Genomic DNA, 19,062 nt, shown 5'->3' on the forward strand with positions numbered 1-19,062 from the left:
ATGGATACTTTCTCAGTCCAGGGCATAGTGAGTCTCCTCTGCTATGCCGTTTATAACTGTTACCCATGTGCCCGGTCTAAAGTGTTACCCATGTGGCCGGTTTGTACCTTTATGGTGACCTTTTTCACATCCACATCCACAGCAAATTTTCCTTTCAGAATCTTCACCTTCCATCACTGACTATACTTCTCACTTGTGCCGCTGCGCGAAGCTCAAGGAGAAAGCGATGTTGTCTGCCAGCCCACCAAGGCGTCTGACTTTGGGGTTACTCTTCAGTTTGCTCACGCTGTTTTTCATTTCCTCGGCGCAAGCCGTCAACCTTCCGCAAGCTGCCGTTGCGGCTCAACAGACACAAACACCTGCCGCGACCAATAATGATGCAGCACCCAGCATCGAAGATAAAAAAGCCGCCTATGCTGCACTGGCCAATATTCTGGATAACAACGCCTCGCGTCAGGAATTAATTGATCAATTACGCCTGGCGGCAAACAGCCCTTCCACCCGCGAACAGCCTGTGTTAGCACCGCCACAAACCGATCAGGAAGATCCCACGGTGCTGGAGAGCGTGACCAATGTGACACGCGAATACGGCGGCGAAGTGGCCTCGCAGTTTGCCAAACTGCATGACAACATCACCAGCGCGCCACATAAAGCCTTTAACCAGCAAACCTTTCTCAATGCGCTGAAATACTTCGCTGCCCTCGCCGCTGCGGTGTTCGCCTTTTATTGGCTAACGCGACGCTTGATGTACCCGATCTGGCAGCGCATGGGCCGTTGGGGACGCAATCACAACTTAGAACGCACTAAGTGGCTGCACTTGCCTGCCACCATTCTCGCTGCGTTTATCATCGATCTGCTGTTGCTGGCGTTAACGCTGTTTGTCGGCCAAATCATCAGTGACAACTACCACAACGGCAATCGCACCATCGCCTATCAGCAAGGACTGTTCCTCAACGCCTTTGCGCTGATTGAATTTTTCAAAGCGGTGCTGCGCCTGATCTTCTGTCCGCGCTTCGCCACGCTACGCTTTTTCCATTTAGCCGATGAACGCGCCAGCTACTGGAACACGCGTCTCAGTTGGCTGAGCGGCATTATTGGTTATGGTTTATTGGTGGTGGTGCCGATTGTCTCCAATCAGGTCAATGTGCAGGTTGCCGCACTGCTCAACGTATTGATTATGGGCATTATGACCGTTTGGGCGCTGTGGCTGATTTTCCGCAACAAGCGCAACATCCATCAGGAATTGTCGCGCCTTGCCGATCGCAGTATGAGCTTCTTTGCGCTGTTTATCCGCGCCTTCGGCATGGTGTGGCATTGGCTGGCGAGCGCCTATTTTATCGCGCTGTTCTTGTTCTCGATCTTCAATCCTGGCAACAGCTTGAAGTTTATGATGTCCGCCACGGTACGCAGCCTGGCAATTGTGGTCATTGCCGCACTGATTTCCGGCATGCTAACGCGCTGGATTGGCAAAACCGTCACGTTATCGCCGGACCTGCGCCGCAACTATCCGGAGTTGCAAAAACGCGTCAACGATTGGGTCAAAGCGCTGCTGAAACTGGCACGCGTCATCACCGTGTTCGCCACCGTCTTGCTGCTGCTAAACGCGTGGAACCTGTTTGATCTCTGGCATTGGTTGACGCTGGGCAGCGGACAGAAGATGGTCGATGTGATGATTCGTATCGTGATGATTGTGCTGCTGTCGGCAGTCGGCTGGACGCTGTTGGCAAGCCTGATCGAAAGCCGTCTGGCCTCCGATTCACACGGTCGCCCAATGCCCAGCGCGCGTACCCGCACCTTGCTGACGCTGTTCCGCAACGCGCTGGCGGTGGTGATCAGCACCATCACCATTATGATTTTGCTGTCAGAAGTCGGCGTGAACATCGCCCCGCTGCTGGCTGGTGCCGGTGCGCTAGGCCTGGCGGTCTCTTTCGGTTCGCAAACGCTGGTGAAGGATATTATTACCGGCATTTTCATCCAGTTCGAAAACGGTATGAATACCGGCGACTTGGTGACGATTGGGCCGATCACCGGCACGGTGGAACGCATGTCAATCCGCTCGGTCGGCGTGCGTCAGGATACCGGCGCGTATCACATCATCCCTTGGTCATCGATCACCACCTTCGCCAACTTTGTGCGCGGTATTGGCTCGTTTGTGGCGAACTACGATGTTGATCGCGGTGAAGATACCGAGAAAGTGAATGCCACCTTACAAGCGGCGGTGAAAGAGTTGCTGGAGAATCCTGATATTCGCGGCATGGTGATTGGCGAACCGAGTTTTGCCGGTTTGGTGGGATTAACCAACCAATCGTTTACCGTGCGCGTGTCATTCACCACCCAGCCGCTGAAGCAGTGGACGGTGCGTTTTGCGCTGGATGATAAAGTGAAGAAGCATTTTGATGCGGCAGGCATTAAAGCACCGCATCAAACGGTGGAAGTGAAGCAAACCGGCAGCGACATTGCCTCCGCTGCCAGTTTCCCGGCGTTACCCCCGGCGCAATAACTTAGCGTTTCAGCCGCTTGGCGCGTGTCGCGGGCGGCTGGAAGGTCCAGGCGATAAAGCGGCTCTGCTTCTGGCCTTGCGCCATTTCGATGATGCGCACGTCGTAAGCATCCAGATCGCGCAACTGATCGCGCAGCGCCGGTAAATTCTCTTTGCGCGAAACCAACGAGGTGAACCAGACGATCTGGTCGGAATATGCCACGCTTTCAGCGATCATCTGGCCGACAAACTTGCGCTCGCCGCCATCGCACCACAATTCATTATGCAAACCGCCAAAGTTGAGCGGCGCATTTTTGCCTAAGCCCAAATTGCGCGTTTTGCGCTGTCCGACGCTGGCGGCTTCTTCCGCCGACGAATGGAACGGTGGATTGCACAATACCGCGTGATAGCGTTCGTTCTTATGCACCACACCGGCAAAAATGGCCGACGCCTCTTTCTGCCGACGCAGACGAATCCCGCGCTGCAAACCGACGTTGCTTGCCACAATCAGCCCAGCGGCCGTGATCGCTTCGGCGGTAATATCGGTGCCGGTAAAACGCCAGCCATATTCGGCATTGCCGATCAGCGGATAGATGCAGTTGGCACCACAGCCGATATCCATCACATCCAGATCGCGCGGAATCACGCCACCGTTATCGCTGGCCAATAAATCGGCCAGTGCGTGCACGTAATCAGCACGTCCCGGCACCGGCGGCGTTAAATAACCGGCGGGCAGTTGCCAGTTGAGATTATAAAACAGTTTCAGCAGCGCCTGATTCAGTAGCATCACCGCTTCAGGATCGGCAAAATCGACCGATAACTCGCCGTAGCCGTTGGGACGCACTTTCCCCGCCAGCGGCGGATGGGCAGCGGTCAGAGCAGCAAAATCATAACGGCCTTGATGGCGGTTACGCGGATGGAATGGCGAGGTGCCAGCGGGCTTGTTCATAGTTTCTCCGGAATATAGCGCGGGCGTAAGATACTCTGGCTGGCAGCATTACACAATTATCTGAGGAGCAGAAATGAATCGCGGACGTTACTCATATCAGCCACGTGCTGGACATGGTTTGCCACATGATCCTTTAAACGCCATTGTTGGCCCGCGCCCGATTGGCTGGGTAAGCTCACTCAGCGCCAACGGCGAACGCAACCTGGCCCCTTACAGCTTCTTTAACTGCTTCAATTACCATCCGCCCATCATCGGCTTTGCCAGCAGCGGCTGGAAAGACAGCGTGCGCAATATCAGCGAAAGCAAAGAGTTTGTCTGGAATCTGGCAACACGCCCGCTAGCGGAAGCGATGAACGAGAGTTCCGCCTCGGTGCCGTCCAATCAGGATGAATTTGCGCTGGCCGGTTTAACGCCGATTGCCGCCTCTTACGTCAATGTCAGCATGGTGGCGGAAAGTCCGGTGAATTTTGAGTGCCGTTTAACTCAGTTGATCCGCTTGCAAGATGTGCAGGGAAGCGAGCTGGAAAGCTGGCTGGTGTTGGGTGAAGTGGTGGCGATTCACATCGATGAGGAACTGCTGGAAAACGGCATCTATCAAACCGCCAAAGCCCAGCCGATCCTGCGTGCTGGCGGCCCTTCGGCGTATTACGGCATCAGTGAGGAGCAGCGTTTTGATCTGGTGCGCCCGGATGCTCGCCGCTGAGAATTAAAATCGGGTCACCATAAATGGCGACCCGAAGACCAAATTTTGTAGGGTCGCCATTTATGGTGACCGTTTTTAAACACCACGTGTTACAACCCGCTTTTCAACACCTGCACCGCACGCGCGATCTCCGGGGCTAACCAGCGATCTTCCTGCCAATTCGCTACCTTGGCACGCAAACCGCGTAACGCACGCTTTGTCCCTTGCGCCAGTTGCTCTTCGCCGTGAAAATCCAGCGCCTGCGCCGCCAGCAGATACTCAATCGCCAGAATCTGCCACACGTTGCCCACCAGCTTGAGTAATTTCAGCGCCGCGCCGGTGCCAAGGCTAAGATGATCTTCTTGCAAACCGGAGGTGACGTAATTATCCAGCACCGCCGGTTGCGCCAGCTGGCGATTCTCAGCACACAACGAGGCCGCCACATATTGCGCAATCATCATGCCGGAATTGACGCCGGGCTGCGCCACCAGAAACGCCGGCAAACCGCTGACCAACGGATTCACCAATCGATCCAGTCGCCGCTCGGCGATACTGCCGACTTCCGCCATGGCAATCGCCAGCAGATCTGCCGCCATCGCCACCGATTCGCCGTGTGGATTGGCTTGCGACACCACGCGCCAGCTATCCGGCGTGCCGAGCACCAGCGGATTGTCCGTGCAGGCGTTGAGCTCGATATTAATCTGGCGCGCCGCATGATCAAACTGATCGCGGCTGGCACCGTGCACCTGCGGCATCGAGCGCAAACTCAGTGCATCCTGGGTGCGCACGCCAACGCTGGCCGCCAGCAGCGGGCTGTCGCTCAGCAATTCACGCAAACGCTGTCCGCTGACCTGCATACCCGGACTGGCTTTCAGCGCGATCACTTCAGCATCAAACGCCGCCAGTTGTCCGCGCAGCGCTTCAAAGCTCATCGCGCCGGTGACATCCGCCCAATCCAGCAAACGCGCAGCATCATCCAGTGCCAGGCAGGATAAACCGGTCATGCACGGCGTGCCGTTCACCAGGCTTAAGCCCTCTTTCGCGCCTGGACGATAGGGTTGTAATCCTGCCAGCGCTAAGGCTTGCTCGGCGGGCATGATCTGATTTTGATACTCGACCTCGCCGACGCCAATCAGCGCCAAGCCGATATGCGCCATATGGCTGAGATAGCCCACCGATCCCTGCGACGGCACCTGTGGCGTGATCTGATGATTAAGCAGTGCCAACAGATGCTGCACCAACGCCACCGACACGCCGGATTTACCGTGGCTGTAATTGGCAATCGCCGCACACAAAATTGCGCGCGCCTGTTCCCGCGTCAGCAGCGGCCCGACGCCACAGGCGTGGCTCAGCAGCGTATTACGCGACAACTGGCTAAGCTGATCTTCCGGCAGCGTGATGTTGCACAGTGCGCCCAAGCCGGTATTGATGCCGTAAGCGATATGTCCACTTTCGACGATCTGATCAACAATCGCGCGCCCTTGCGCAATACGCTGCCAGGCGCTACTGCTCAGGCTAAGCTGCGCATCGTGCCGCGCCACCTGCACCACGTCTTGCCACGTCAACGGGCTATCGCCCCAAACAAGGCTCATGGTGGCTGCTCCGCGTGATGGCTTTGGTGGCTGGAGATAAACTGCTTGAAGCGCAGCGAACCCTGATCGCCAAACATCTCTTCCGGCGCGCCCTGACAATCAATGGTGCCTTGATGCATAAACACCACGCGATTCGACACGTTACGCGCGAAGCCCATTTCATGCGTCACCACCAGCATGGTGCGTCCCTCTTCCGCCAGGCTGCGCATCACTTTCAGCACTTCGCCCACCAGTTCCGGATCGAGCGCTGAAGTGGGCTCATCAAACAGCATCACTTCCGGGTCCATTGCCAGCGCGCGCGCAATCGCCACACGCTGCTGCTGTCCGCCAGAAAGCTGTGCGGGATAGAAGTCTTTGCGATTCAGCAGACCGACACGATCCAGCAGTTGTTCCGCCTGCGCGATGCAGCTTTTCTTGTCACGTTTGAGCACGTAATGCGGGCCTTCAATCACGTTTTGCAGCACCGTCATGTGCGACCACAGATTGAAGCTCTGGAATACCATGCCAAGGCGCGAACGCAGGCGCTCAATCTGTTTCGGATTGGCCGCCAATTGATGGCCGCGCGCGTGGCGTTTCATCTCAATAGTTTCGCCGCCCACGCTGACCACGCCCGCATCCGGCGTTTCTAACAAATTAATGCAGCGCAGCAAGGTACTTTTGCCGGAACCGCTGGCACCGAGAATCGAGATGACATCGCCTTGATGCGCTTGCAGCGAAATGCCTTTCAAAACTTCCATCGCGCCAAAGGATTTATGGATATCGGTGGCGGACAAGGTTACAGGTGATGTGGAATGCATATTACTCTCCGGCAAGCGGTTTAACGGCGGGCATCGGCTTTTTTGCGACACGATGCACCGGGGTCAGACGGCGCTCTAACAGCGCGTACAGCTGGACGATAATAAAATTTAGAATCAGGTAGATAGCAGCCGCGCACACAAACACTTCCATGGTGCGGTAAGTCCGCTGAATGATCTGCTGCGCTACGCCGGTGACATCCCAAACCGTCACCAAACTGGCAAGCGCGGTGGATTTCACCAACAGAATTGCCTCGGTGGAATAGGCGGGCAGCGCATAGCGCAACATGATCGGTGCGATGATGCGGCGCAGCAGCAGCCAGCGCGACATACCACAAGCCAGCCCGGCTTCTACTTGCCCGGCAGGCACCGCCAGCAGCGCGCCACGCAGAATCTCAGCAGTGTAAGCAGCGGTACACAATGACAGCGCCAGCACCGCGCAGGTGAACGGTTCACGCAGGAACGGCCAGACGAAACTGTGGCGAATCACGCCAAACTGACCGAGTCCGTAGTAGATCAAAAACAGCTGGATCATCAGCGGCGAGCCGCGAAACACCAAAATGTAGCCGCGCGCGAAACCGCTTAATATCCGCCAGCGGCTCATGCGCAGCGATAAAATGCCAATCGCCAGAATGCCGCCGCACAGAAACGCGCTGATAAACAAACCCAGCGTGACCGGCAGCGCGGCACTGAGCTTGAGAAAAGTGTCAGAGAGAAAGGCGAAGTCGATCATGCTGCTGCTCCTTAATGCTGTGCCGCAGTGCGACTTTGCCACGCACGACCGAGGCGCGATTCCGCCCGGCGAAACGCATGATTAGACAGCAGTGTCAGCACCAAATAGCAGGCACCGCCAATCAAATAGAAGGTGAAGTAATCGCGGGTTGAACCGGCGGCGACCTGGCTGGCACGCATCAGCTCAACAATGCCGGTAACCGAAACCAGCGCCGAATCCTTCAGGCTCATTTGCCACACATTCGACATGCCCGGCAGCGCATAACGCACCACCTGCGGCAGCAAAATGCGTTGCGCGATACGCCAGCGCGGCATACCAATCGCCACCGCCGCTTCAACTTCGCCTTTGGCTAACGCCAGGCGCGCCGCGCGATACACTTCACCTTGATAGGAACCGGAGATGAGCCCGATAGCCAGCGCACCAATCAGAAACGGCGGCGCTTCGATAAAGCCGTCGGCCCCAAACATCTGTCCGACCAGCGTAATCAGGCCCGATCCACCAAAATAGAACAGGTAGATCACCAGCAGTTCCGGGATGCCACGAAACACCGTGGAATAGGCTTCACCTAACCAGCGCAGCCAGCGTTGCGGCGACAGCTTCGCCGCCGCCACACCAGAACCGACCACAGCGCCAATCATCAACGCCGCCAGCGACAACAGCAGCGTGGTCAGGGCAGCGCTAAGAATTAAGCGTCCCCAGCCATCATCAGCAAAACTCAGCAGGCTCATCATCTTTCACCTCACTTACGGGGTTACGTCAGTTTTAAACCACTTCTCACTGAGCTTTTTCACGGTGCCATCCGCCAGCGCGGCGTGAATGGCTTCATCCAGCTTGGCTTTCAGATCGTTATCCGCCATGCGCACGCCCATCGCTTCGCCCTCGCCCCAAATCGGGCCGCCCAGCTGCGGGCCGCTGAACGTCAGATTGCTGTTTTCTTTGCGCGCCAGCATCGATTGGGCAAAGGTCACATCATCGAATACCGCATCAATACGACCGGATTGCAGATCCAGCATCGCATCGGCGGACGAGGTGTATTCGCGCACGTCGGCGACATCTTTGAAGTATTTATCGATGAATGGCGTGTAAACCGTGCCGGAGGCGATGCCGATGGTTTTGCCTTTCACCGCCGCTTTCAGCGGTGCAATCGCCGCGTTGATCTCTTTTTCATCGTCATGCAGTTTGATGATGTTGTGATCGGCAGGCAGCAGCGGACTGTCTTTCATGGTGATGAAGGTGGCTGGCGTCGAGGCGTACGGCACGGTGAAATTGACCACTTTTTTGCGATCGGGCGTGATGACAATCGCATCCATAATCACGTCATATTTACCGGCGTTAAGGCCCGCGATCATGCCATCCCAGTTCTGCACCACCAACTTGCACTGGATGCCCATGCGCTTGCACAGATCTTCCATCAGTTCTGGTTCAAAACCACCTAACTTGCCGCCCGGCAGCGTCAGGTTCCAGGGTTCATAGCTGCCTTCGGTAGCGATGGTGATCGATTTCCACTCTTTCGCCTGGGCAGCAACGCCACTCAACATCAGGCTGGCAAACAGGGTCGTGAGGCAAAAACGGCGAATCTGGACACGGTGCGTCATGCGGCTTCTCCTGGTCATTAATCGATTGCGAATGTGTCTGCGGTGTAAAAGCAATGCAGATGACATTTCATGTATATACAAGTTAGCGTGCAGCAGATCATTGTCGGCATGAGCTTTTTGTGAGCCAGCCACGATAAATAAACATCTCTGCTACGTGGTCTTTACTTGTACATACAACCTAGCAAGCGTTATGCCAAATCGGCAAAGCCGGGAAATTAGGGGGATTGTTGCGCGGCGGACGTATTCTTGCACCACATTGAGGCAAGTGACGCACCACCATGATGCACTATTTGTAGGGTCGCCATTTATGGTGACCTCTGGATGGACGCACAATCACAATGACGCCATTTATGGTGACCGTCTAGATAGATGCACAATAACAATGACGCCAATTATGGCGTCATGTTCAACGTTATTCGGTCACCATAAATGGCGACCCTACGAATGTACGTGCAGTTGGTAATTTTAAACCGGTTTACCGGCCTGCATAAACGCCTGCATCAGCGGTTTCAACACGTGCTGCAACTGCGTCGCGCGATCCTGCTGCCAGGCGAACGGCGGGGTTTCATCCATATAATTTAACTGCGCCAACTCCAGTTGCACCGCCTGCACGCCCTGCTCTGGCTGGCCATAGGCACGCGTGATGTAGCCGCCTTTGAAGCGACCATTGGCGATCCAGCTATATTTTTGCTGCTCGCTGCACACCTGCTTAATCGCCTCAATCACCGCCGTTGAACAGCTCACGCCATCGTTGGTACCGATGTTGAGATCTGGCAACTGCCCGTCAAACAGACGTGGAATCACCGAGGCAATGGAGTGCGCATCAAACAGCAACACGTAGCCGTGCTCAGCTTTCAGTCGTGCCAGCTCTTGCTGCAACTGCTGATGATATGGCTGCCAAATGTTCTCCAGATAACCCTGACGCGCTTCGGCACTCGGCGTTTTACCGGCGGCGAAGGTTGGCGTGCCATCGAACAAGGTTTCAGGATACAAACCGGTGGTGGCGGTGGCGTACAGCGGCTGGTTATCCGCCGGACGATTGAGATCGATAACAAAACGCGAATAGTGAGCGATTAACACGCTGGCACCCAAATCGCGCACAAAATCGTACAGCAACGGCAAATGCCAATCGGTATCCGGCAAGCCACGTGCTGCGTCGCTCAATCCGGCCTCAACTTCTGGCGTTAATTGCGTACCGGCATGCGGAATGCTAACCAGCAATGGAATCTTACCGGCGGTGAAATGAAAAGGTGTCATTGCGCTTCTCCACGATAAATAACCTGGCACGGCAATTCGCCGCCCAGCCAGTAAACCAGCTCAGCCGGACGTTTCAGCGGCCAGTGCACGAAATTCGCCACTTTGCCCGCTTCCAGCGAGCCGTGTGAATGGTGTAATCCCAGGGCTTTTGCGCCCCATAAGGTCACGCCAGCCAGCGCTTCTTCTGGCGTCATGCCAAACAGCGTACAACCCATGTTCAGCATCAAACGCAGTGACAACGCCGGTGAAGTCCCCGGATTGGCATCGCTGGCCAGCGCCATCGGCACGCCGTGTTTGCGGAAATATTCCACCGGCGGGCGCTGGGTTTCACGCAGCAGATAAAACGCGCCCGGCAGCAACACCGCCACTGTGCCGTGCTGCGCCATCGCTTTGGCGTCGTCTTCGCTGGCGTATTCCAGATGATCGGCGGACAGCGCGCCATATTCGGCGGCTAAGGTCGCACCCGCCAGCGCTGAAAGCTGCTCGGCATGCAATTTCACCGGCAAGCCCAACGCTTTGGCGGCATCAAATACCGCGCTGACTTGTTGCGGCGAAAAGGCCAGATGCTCGCAAAACGCATCGACCGCATCAGCTAAACCTTCCGCTTTCACTTGCGGCAGCAAGCGCTGGACAATGATATCGATCCAACCTTGTGGATTGTCTTTAAACTCCGGCGGAAAACCGTGCGCGGCTAAGCAAGTGGCTTGCACATCGGCGGGCACCGTTGCGGCCAGTTCGCGAATGGCACGCAACATGGTTAATTCACTGGCTTCATCCAGACCGTAACCGGATTTGATTTCCACCGTCGTCACGCCTTCCGCCAGCAAACGCTCCAGCCGCCAGCGCGCACTCGCCACCAATTCTTGCTGAGATGCGGCACGTGTGGCGCGCACCGTTGAGAGAATCCCACCGCCCTGCGCCGCAATGTCCGCGTAGCTCACACCGTTCAGACGCTGTTCAAATTCCTGACTGCGGTCGCCGCCAAAGACCAGATGCGTGTGGCAATCCACCAAACCGGGCGTGATGATGCCGCCGGAAAATTCATGCTGTTCGCGCGGGTTAAACGCCGGACATGCACTGCGTGGCCCTACCCACACCAGCTTTCCCTGATTAACCGCCAACGCGCCGTCGGCAATCAGGTTGTAGTGCCCGTCGCGCATCGTCACGATATCGGCCCCCAGCCATAGGCTGTCAATCTGCTCTGCTTCTGCCATGCCACTCCCCTCTCGTTCGGCGATTTACACACCGCATCAAAGTATGTATATGTATATACAACTTTCCGCCATGGAGGATCAACCATGTCCGTCTTTTTTGCTCCGCGCGCACTGCTGGCCGATGGCTGGCGTGAGAACGTCCTGATTACCACCAATGCCAACGGTTTTATTAGCTCGCTAGCGCCAGACAGCGATCCCGGCAACGCCACGCAGTTGGCAGGCGCGACTATTCCGGCGATTGCCAATTTGCACTCGCATGCGTTCCAGCGGGCGATGGCAGGATTAGCGGAGGTGGCAGGCGATCCGCAAGATAGCTTCTGGACATGGCGCGACTTGATGTACCGCATGGTGCAGCGCCTGTCGCCTGAACAGGTTGGCGATATCGCCACGCATCTCTACATCGACATGTTGAAAGGCGGCTACAGCCAGGTGGCGGAATTCCATTATCTGCATCACGATCCGCACGGTCAGCCGTATGCCGACGATGCGATGCTGCTGAATTTAGTCGCCGCTGCCGATACCGCGGGCATCGGTCAAACCCTGCTGCCAGTGCTGTACAGCTACAGCGGATTTGGTTCGCAGCCGGCCAGCGACGGCCAACGTCGCTTCATTCAGCAAACCGAAGCTTATCTGCAACAACAGCAACGCGTGGCGCGCTGGAGTGCGGATAAACCGCTGCTTAATCATGGCATCTGTTTCCACTCGCTGCGTGCGGTGAATGAAGCGCAAATGCGCGAAGTGTTGGCCGCTTGCCCGCAAGATATTCCGGTACACATTCACGTCGCCGAGCAGGAAAAAGAGATCAACGACAGCGTGGCGTGGAGCGGTGAACGTCCCGTGGCCTGGTTGCTCAATCGCTTCGACGTCGATCAGCGCTGGTGTTTGATTCACGCCACCCATTTGGATGAAGACGAAATTCAGCGCATGGCCGCCAGCGGCGCGGTCGCCGGTTTGTGCCCTACCACCGAAGCCAATCTCGGCGACGGCATTTTCCCGGCGGTGGAATATATCGCGCGCGGCGGTCGTTGGGGCATCGGCTCCGACAGCCATGTATCACTCAGCACGCTGGAAGAGTTGCGCTGGCTGGAGTACGGCCAGCGACTGCGCGATCGTCGACGCAATCGCATCACCTTACCCAATCAGCCTTCGGTCGGCGATTTGCTGTGGCAGCAAGCGGCGCAAGGTGGCGCGCAGGCGTGCGGATTACAAGCTGGTGAGTTGGCGGTGGGCAAACGCGCGGATTGGCTGGTGCTGGAAGACGATGCGTTCCTGGCGAGCGTCAATACCGCTTCCCTGCTGAATCGCTGGCTGTTTGGCGGCCAGCGCGAGCAGATCCGCGATGTGTTTGTCGCCGGTAAACAGGTGATCCAGCAAGGGCATCATGCGGCTGAAGATCAAGCGGCAGCGCGCTTTGCCGAGGCAATGAGGGCGCTGCAATGATCACCCGTTTCGATTACGAGCAACTGCCAGTTAGCCGCTGGCGCAACGGCGGCGGCGAGACCAGAGAAATCATCAGCTATCCGCCGGGCGCCGCAGAGTTTAGCTGGCGCGCCAGCATCGCCACCATCTCGGCTGACGGCCCGTTTTCGCCGTTTCCTGGTATTGATCGGGTGATCACCTTGTTGCACGGCGACAGCGTGTTGCTGCGCAGCGAGCAGGCCGAACAACGTTTGCTGCCGCATCAGCCGTGGGCGTTTCCCGGCGAATGGGCGATTGATGCCAGCATTAGCGGCAGTTGCCAGGATTTTAATATCATGACGCGCCGCGATAACTGGCGCTCTGCGGTCAGCGTTGAGCAGAAAGTGGTCAGCAGTGAAAACGGCGTGGCGTGGGTGCTGGCGGGAGAATGGCAGACTGCCAGTGGGGAAACTTTGGCCGTGAATCAGGGAATCTGGTGGGTGGATGAAATGACGCAGCTAGAACCATTAACATCAGGTGCCAGCCTGCTATTTGTGGCGCTTAGTCAGATAGCATAAGTGCCGAATTCCCCTCATCCCAGCCTTCTCCCGCCAGCGGGAGAAGAGGCGATGAGTCCCCTCTCCTGCTTGCGGGTGAGGGAAAGCGATCTCCTAACCGTGACCTCTAAACCGTCCCAGCAACTTATAACGCGATCCCGGATACAGCAGACGCGCATAGGTCACGATCTTGTTGTCGCTCCATGTCTGCCGACGAATCAGCAAGCAAGGTTCGTGCTCATCCAATGCCAGATGCTTACGCTGACGCAAATCCGGCAGCACCGCTTCCACAATGTGTTCACCGGCGGTCAACGGTGCTACACGCATCAAATAGGTATACGGCGTAAGCAGATGATAATCCTGGCTGAGATAATCCGGTGCCACCAACGGATTGACCAAACGATCTTCCAGCTGCACTGGTAAGTCATTCTCGTAATGCACAATCAACGAATGGAACAGCGTTTGTCCGGTGGATAAACCCAGCACCGCCGCCTGTTCCGGATCGGCTTTCATCTGACCAATCGACAAAATTTTGCAGCTGTGACGATGGCCGCGCTGCGCAATCTCATCGGCGATGTTGTGTACTTCCAGCATCGCGGTGTAGCCCTTCATCTCGGCGACAAAGGTGCCCACACCTTGCATACGTACCAGAAAACCTTCGCTGGTCAGCTCACGCAGCGCGCGATTGATGGTCATGCGGCTGACGCCCAGTTCATTAACCAGTTCGCTTTCGGACGGCACACGCTGATTGGCTTTCCAGTGACCTTCGCGGATCTGGCTGACAATCGCCTGCTTCACGCGCTGGTAAATCGGTGCGGGTTCGTCGCCCATCGCCGCTGCCAGCTGTGCTACTACCGTTTGCTCCGCCATGTCCTGTTCCTTTTCCGAATAATGCCCAAAGTTTACTGTCTCGGCCTGTAAATGTATATACATCTAATAGTGCAAATAGCCCAGCTTTGGTGCAGCTTTCGCCCAGCTTCAGTGCAATCTCGCTGCCGTTTCATCTGTGGTGTCGCATTGCGGCACGTTTCACAGAATACGATCAATCTGGCATAGCGCTTGCTACTTGTATAGACAAGATTAGACACTTATGCTTCACTCATCGCAAACCAAGGCAATTCGGATGGTCCATCGCGAAGTAGCGGCCCCCGAAGCGCAGCAGATTACTTGTATAGACAGGAGTAGACTATGTCAGGTTCGGTTCAGGAAATTCGCCTCGTTCCCGGTGAAGTGGACCTCGCCACCTTGCGCTGTATTTATCAAAGCAAGGTGACGCTAACGTTAGCTGATGAAGCGCGTGCGGCGATTGATCGCGCCAATGAAACCGTGACGGCGATTGTGGCATCGGGCAATGTGGTTTACGGCATCAATACCGGTTTTGGCAAGCTGGCGCAGACGCAGATTCCCGCGGCGCGTCTGGCTGAATTGCAGCGCAATCTGGTGTTATCACATAGCGTGGGATTGGGCGATCTGCTGCCTGACAACGTCGCCCGTCTAGTGGTGGCGACCAAAATCATCAGCCTGGCGCGCGGTCATTCCGGCGTACGCATCGAATTGATTGAAGCGTTATTGGCGCTTTTCAACGCCGGTGTCATGCCCTGCATTCCAGAAAAAGGTTCGGTTGGCGCGTCCGGCGATCTGGCGCCGCTGGCGCATCTTTCCCTGATGCTGCTGGGCGAAGGCCAAGTGCGGGTTGATGGCGAACTGATCCCCGCCACCGAAGGGTTAGCGCGTGTCGGCCTGCAACCGATTGTACTCGGCCCAAAAGAAGGTCTGGCGCTGCTGAACGGCACGCAAGTCTCTAACGCGCTGGCACTGCGCGGCCTGTTTGAAGCGGAGAATCTGTTCGCCGCCGGTTTGATGGCCGGTGCGCTGTCGCTGGAAGCGATCAAAGGTTCGGTGAAACCGTACGATGCCCGCATTCATGAAGCACGCGGACAAGTTGGCCAAATTGGCGTCGCAGCGGCCGTCTCCTCGTTATTAAATGGCAGCGAAATCCTCAGTTCGCACACCAATTGTGGCCGCGTACAAGATCCCTACTCGATTCGCTGCGTGCCGCAGGTGATGGGCGCGTGCCTCGATAACCTGACGCACGCCTCGCGCGTGTTGCAGATTGAAGCCAACGCCGCATCGGACAATCCGCTGGTATTCAGCGACAGCGGCGATGTGATTTCAGGCGGCAATTTCCACGCTGAGCCGGTGGCCTTCGCCGCTGACATTCTGGCGCTGGCGATTGCCGAAATCGGCGCGATTTCTGAGCGTCGCATGGCACTGCTGCTGGATACCGGCTTGTCGGGTTTGCCGCCGTTCCTTGTCAATGATGGCGGTGTCAACTCCGGCTTTATGATTGCTCAGGTCACCGCCGCCGCGCTGGCATCTGAGAACAAATCGCTGGCACATCCCGGCAGCGTAGACAGCTTACCAACCTCCGCTAACCAGGAAGATCACGTCTCGATGGCGACGTACGCCGCACGTCGTCTCGGCAGCATGTGCTTTAACACCGCTGCGGTAGTGGGCATAGAAGCGATGGCGGCGGCACAAGGCATTGATTTCCATCGCCCGCTGCAAAGCTCGCCAGCGTTAGAACAGGAGATGAGCCGCATCCGTGAGAACGTGGCCTTCCTCGATCACGACCGTTTAATGGCGCCGGATATCGAATCCATGCGCCTGTGGGCCAGCCGTTCAGACTGGCCAGAATCCCTTACCGCGCTGCTGCCAAGCCAGCGTTCGACTGTTAATTAAGGAATCGATGATGAGCGAAACTTTGACTCAGGCTGTAGCCCGTGAAATCCGTGCGCCGCGCGGTAATACTTTGCACTGCGCCAACTGGTTGATTGAAGCGGCCTACCGCATGATCCAGAACAACCTCGATCCTGACGTGGCAGAGCGCCCGGAAGATCTGGTGGTGTACGGCGGTATCGGTAAAGCCGCACGTAACTGGGAGTGCTTCGAGCAGATCCTGCGCTCTTTGCGTGCTTTGCAGCCGGAAGAGACGCTGTTGATCCAGTCAGGCAAGCCGGTTGGCGTGTTCCGCACCCACGCCGATGCGCCGCGTGTGCTGTTGGCGAACTCTAACCTGGTGCCGCATTGGGCCAACTGGGATCACTTCCACGAACTGGATAAAAAAGGCCTGATGATGTACGGCCAGATGACCGCCGGTTCCTGGATCTACATTGGCGCGCAGGGCATCGTGCAAGGCACCTTTGAAACCTTCGCCGAAGCGGGTCGTCAACATTACGACAGCAACCTCAGCGGCCGTTGGATTCTCACTGCTGGATTAGGCGGCATGGGCGGCGCACAACCGCTGGCGGGCGTGTTGGCCGGCGCCAGCGTGTTAGCCATTGAGTGCCAGGAATCACGTATCGATTTCCGTCTGCGTACCCGTTACGTCGATCACAAAGCCTACACGCTCGACGAAGCGCTGGCGCTGATCGAGCAGGCCAATAAAGAGAAGCGTGCGATTTCGGTTGGCCTATTAGGTAATGCGGCAGAAATCGTGCCGGAACTGGTTAAACGCGCCAAAGCGGGCGGCATGAAGCCGGATATCGTTACCGATCAAACTTCCGCACACGATCCGATTAACGGCTATCTGCCAATTGGCTGGGATGTGGCGCGTTGGGAAGCTGAGCGCGTCAGCAATCCTAAGGCCGTTGAGCAAGCCGCACGTGAATCGATGGCGGTACACGTACAAGCGATGCTGGATTTCCACCATATGGGCGTGCCGACGGTGGATTATGGCAACAACATTCGTCAGGTGGCACTGGATCAAGGCGTGAAGAATGCCTTTGATTTCCCAGGCTTCGTTCCGGCGTATATTCGTCCGCTGTTCTGTGAAGGCAAAGGTCCATTCCGCTGGGTGGCGTTGTCGGGCGATCCGGAAGATATCTACAAAACCGATGCCAAGCTGAAAGAATTGTTCCCGGATCATCAAAACCTGCATCGCTGGCTGGATATGGCGCAAGAGCGCATCGCCTTCCAGGGCTTACCGGCGCGTATTTGCTGGCTGGGATTGGGCGAGCGTCACAAAGCGGCGCTGGCGTTTAACGAAATGGTGCGCAACGGCGAGCTGAAAGCGCCTATCGTGATTGGTCGCGATCATCTGGACTGCGGTTCGGTGGCTTCACCAAACCGTGAAACCGAAGCGATGAAAGACGGCTCGGATGCGGTGTCTGACTGGCCGCTGCTGAATGCCTTGCTGAACACCGCGGGTGGCGCAACGTGGGTCAGTTTGCATCACGGTGGCGGTGTAGGTATGGGCTTCTCGCAGCACTCCGGCGTAGTGATTGTGTGTGATGGCACGGCAGAAGCCGCTGCGCGTTTAGGCCGCGTGCTGTGGAACGATCCGGCAACCGGTGTGATGCGTCACGCTGATGCCGGCTATGAATTAGCACAAAGCTGCGCGCAAGAGCACGGTTTGAATCTGCCCATGCAGAAGTAACGTTATCAGGTGCGCATGAATGCGCACCCTACGTAAAAAACGCAATACCGCTGTAGGGTCGCCATTCATGGTGACCTATTTTTTTTATCTTCATATTCCATTCCGCTATAGCCTATAGCCAAATTATTCCGCTCTACGATAGACGCCGCCCTGCGCTTGCCACTACAGTAAATGCATTATTTCGCAGCCTACGCTGCCGATGGAGAGCCTTACTTTATGAGCCTGCCCGCTGTCCTGCTGGAAAATGCCCTCAACTGGCGTCGTCAGTTACATCAACATCCTGAACTCGGTTATCAAGAGCAGCAAACCAGTGAGTTAGTTGCCAGCGTGTTAGCCGATGCAGGATTGCAAGTGTTTCGTGGCTTAGCAGGCACCGGCGTCATCGGCACATTGGAAAACGGTCCTGGTCCGGTAATTGGCCTGCGTGCCGATATGGATGCGTTGCCGATTACCGAAAAAGGCGATGCGCAGTGGAAGTCACAGCAAAGCGGCGTGATGCACGCCTGTGGTCACGATGGCCACACAGCAACATTGCTGGCAGCCGCATGCCATTTAGCCGCAACGCGCAACTTCAGCGGTACCATCCACTTCATTTTCCAGCCAGCCGAAGAAAACCTGGGCGGCGCACGCAAGATGGTGGAGGAAGGCTTGTTCCAGCGTTTCCCAATGGATGCGGTTTACGCCATGCATAACTGGCCCGGCATGCCGATCGGCACGCTGGCGGTGAATCCCGATGCGATGATGGCATCCCTTGATTCGTTCGAAATCACCTTGCACGGTAAAAGCTGCCATGCGGCGATGCCGGAAAGTGGTGCCGATCCGATGGTGGTCGCCGCAGAACTGATTCTGGCGCTGCAAACCATTCCCTCGCGCCGTCTTTCGCCGCTGGCTTCAGCGGTGGTGAGCGTGACGCAGATTCATGGCGGCGAAGCGATTAACGTGATTCCCGAGCAGATTAAATTGCGTGGCACGGTGCGATGTTTGCAGACCGACGTGCGCAATCGCGTGCGCGGTCTGATAGAGGATTTTGTCACCACCCTGCCACGTCCGTTTGGCGTTAGCGGTGAGATTCATTGGTATCCCGGTTATCCGGTTACCGCCAACCACGCGGCACAGGCCGAGCAAGTGCGTGCCGTCGCCAACGCGACATTAGGTGAAGCACAGGTGAAATGGCAGGTAAATCCCTCCATGGCGTCAGAAGATTTTGCCTGCATGCTGGAAGCTTGCCCCGGTGCTTATTTCTGGCTGGGTGCGGATGGCGCAACGCCGTCTGCGCCGCTGCATAATGCCCATTACGATTTTAATGATGATCTGCTGCCGATTGGCATTCGCTTCTGGCAGCAGTTAGTGGAGAGCGTGTTGGCGAAAACCTGA

16 protein-coding genes are annotated in these 19,062 nt (G+C 56.6%); 7 read left to right on the forward strand and 9 right to left on the reverse strand.

Annotated elements, in window-relative coordinates; genetic code table 11:
• Window positions 1-226 precede the first annotated feature (226 nt).
• Window positions 227-2,500 (forward strand): mechanosensitive channel protein, encoded by a 2,274-nt coding sequence (gene ybiO / locus ACPUC7_RS11295; RefSeq protein WP_494922997.1) that lies wholly within the window; start codon window positions 227-229, stop codon window positions 2,498-2,500.
• A 1-nt stretch (window position 2,501) separates the two neighbouring features.
• On the opposite strand, the gene rlmF is transcribed toward ybiO, so the two are convergent.
• Window positions 2,502-3,428, reverse strand: a complete 927-nt coding sequence (gene rlmF, locus ACPUC7_RS11300; protein WP_494922998.1) for a 23S rRNA (adenine(1618)-N(6))-methyltransferase RlmF — start codon at window positions 3,426-3,428, stop codon at window positions 2,502-2,504.
• Window positions 3,429-3,501: 73 nt separating this feature from the next.
• On the opposite strand from rlmF, the gene ACPUC7_RS11305 reads away from it, so the two are divergent.
• A complete protein-coding gene (locus ACPUC7_RS11305) occupies window positions 3,502-4,131 on the forward strand; it encodes a flavin reductase family protein (RefSeq protein WP_494922999.1) in 630 nt (209 codons plus the stop codon).
• Between the two features lie 89 nt (window positions 4,132-4,220).
• On the opposite strand, the gene ACPUC7_RS11310 is transcribed toward ACPUC7_RS11305, so the two are convergent.
• The 7 genes from ACPUC7_RS11310 to hutI all read right to left on the reverse strand — a co-directional run bounded on the left by ACPUC7_RS11310 (window position 4,221) and on the right by hutI (window position 11,295).
• Window positions 4,221-5,702, reverse strand: a complete 1,482-nt coding sequence (locus ACPUC7_RS11310; RefSeq protein WP_494923000.1) for an HAL/PAL/TAL family ammonia-lyase — start codon at window positions 5,700-5,702, stop codon at window positions 4,221-4,223.
• A complete protein-coding gene (locus tag ACPUC7_RS11315) occupies window positions 5,699-6,499 on the reverse strand; it encodes an ABC transporter ATP-binding protein (RefSeq protein WP_494923001.1) in 801 nt (266 codons plus the stop codon). The genes ACPUC7_RS11310 and ACPUC7_RS11315 overlap by 4 nt, the downstream gene beginning before the upstream one ends.
• 1 nt (window position 6,500) lies before the next feature.
• Window positions 6,501-7,229, reverse strand: coding sequence for an ABC transporter permease (locus tag ACPUC7_RS11320; RefSeq protein WP_343551483.1), 729 nt, complete (start codon window positions 7,227-7,229; stop codon window positions 6,501-6,503).
• 11 nt (window positions 7,230-7,240) lie between these two features.
• Window positions 7,241-7,960, reverse strand: coding sequence for an ABC transporter permease (locus ACPUC7_RS11325; RefSeq protein WP_494923002.1), 720 nt, complete (start codon window positions 7,958-7,960; stop codon window positions 7,241-7,243).
• Window positions 7,961-7,972: 12 nt separating this feature from the next.
• On the reverse strand, window positions 7,973-8,824 hold the full coding sequence (locus tag ACPUC7_RS11330; protein WP_494923003.1) for a transporter substrate-binding domain-containing protein: 852 nt from the start codon (window positions 8,822-8,824) through the stop codon (window positions 7,973-7,975).
• A 465-nt stretch (window positions 8,825-9,289) separates the two neighbouring features.
• Window positions 9,290-10,081 (reverse strand): N-formylglutamate deformylase, encoded by a 792-nt coding sequence (hutG, locus tag ACPUC7_RS11335; RefSeq protein ID WP_494923004.1) that lies wholly within the window; start codon window positions 10,079-10,081, stop codon window positions 9,290-9,292.
• Complete coding sequence (gene hutI, locus ACPUC7_RS11340; protein ID WP_494923005.1) at window positions 10,078-11,295, reverse strand: imidazolonepropionase; 1,218 nt, start codon at window positions 11,293-11,295, stop codon at window positions 10,078-10,080. The genes hutG and hutI overlap by 4 nt, the downstream gene beginning before the upstream one ends.
• 84 nt (window positions 11,296-11,379) lie before the next feature.
• On the opposite strand from hutI, the gene ACPUC7_RS11345 reads away from it, so the two are divergent.
• Together ACPUC7_RS11345 and ACPUC7_RS11350 are read left to right on the forward strand one after the other, a co-directional pair.
• Window positions 11,380-12,735, forward strand: coding sequence for a formimidoylglutamate deiminase (locus ACPUC7_RS11345; RefSeq protein WP_494923006.1), 1,356 nt, complete (start codon window positions 11,380-11,382; stop codon window positions 12,733-12,735).
• Window positions 12,732-13,271 carry a HutD/Ves family protein gene (locus ACPUC7_RS11350; RefSeq protein ID WP_494923007.1) on the forward strand — a complete coding sequence of 180 codons (540 nt, stop codon included), beginning with the start codon at window positions 12,732-12,734 and terminating at the stop codon, window positions 13,269-13,271. Before ACPUC7_RS11345 ends, ACPUC7_RS11350 begins: the two co-directional genes overlap by 4 nt.
• A 93-nt stretch (window positions 13,272-13,364) precedes the next feature.
• On the opposite strand, the gene hutC is transcribed toward ACPUC7_RS11350, so the two are convergent.
• Window positions 13,365-14,120, reverse strand: a complete 756-nt coding sequence (gene hutC, locus ACPUC7_RS11355) for a histidine utilization transcriptional repressor HutC (RefSeq protein ID WP_343551495.1) — start codon at window positions 14,118-14,120, stop codon at window positions 13,365-13,367.
• 318 nt (window positions 14,121-14,438) lie between these two features.
• Here hutC and hutH point away from each other — a divergent pair, with 318 nt between their 5' ends.
• The 3 genes from hutH (at window position 14,439) to ACPUC7_RS11370 (ending at window position 19,062) form a co-directional block, all read left to right on the forward strand.
• Entirely contained in the window at window positions 14,439-15,992 is a 1,554-nt protein-coding gene (gene hutH / locus ACPUC7_RS11360) for a histidine ammonia-lyase (RefSeq protein ID WP_494923008.1), read from the forward strand.
• 10 nt (window positions 15,993-16,002) lie between these two features.
• Window positions 16,003-17,688, forward strand: coding sequence for a urocanate hydratase (gene hutU, locus ACPUC7_RS11365; protein ID WP_494923203.1), 1,686 nt, complete (start codon window positions 16,003-16,005; stop codon window positions 17,686-17,688).
• 216 nt (window positions 17,689-17,904) lie between these two features.
• A complete protein-coding gene (locus tag ACPUC7_RS11370; RefSeq protein WP_494923009.1) occupies window positions 17,905-19,062 on the forward strand; it encodes a M20 aminoacylase family protein in 1,158 nt (385 codons plus the stop codon).

It is taken from the genome of Pantoea sp. CFCC18179 (assembly GCF_059412405.1).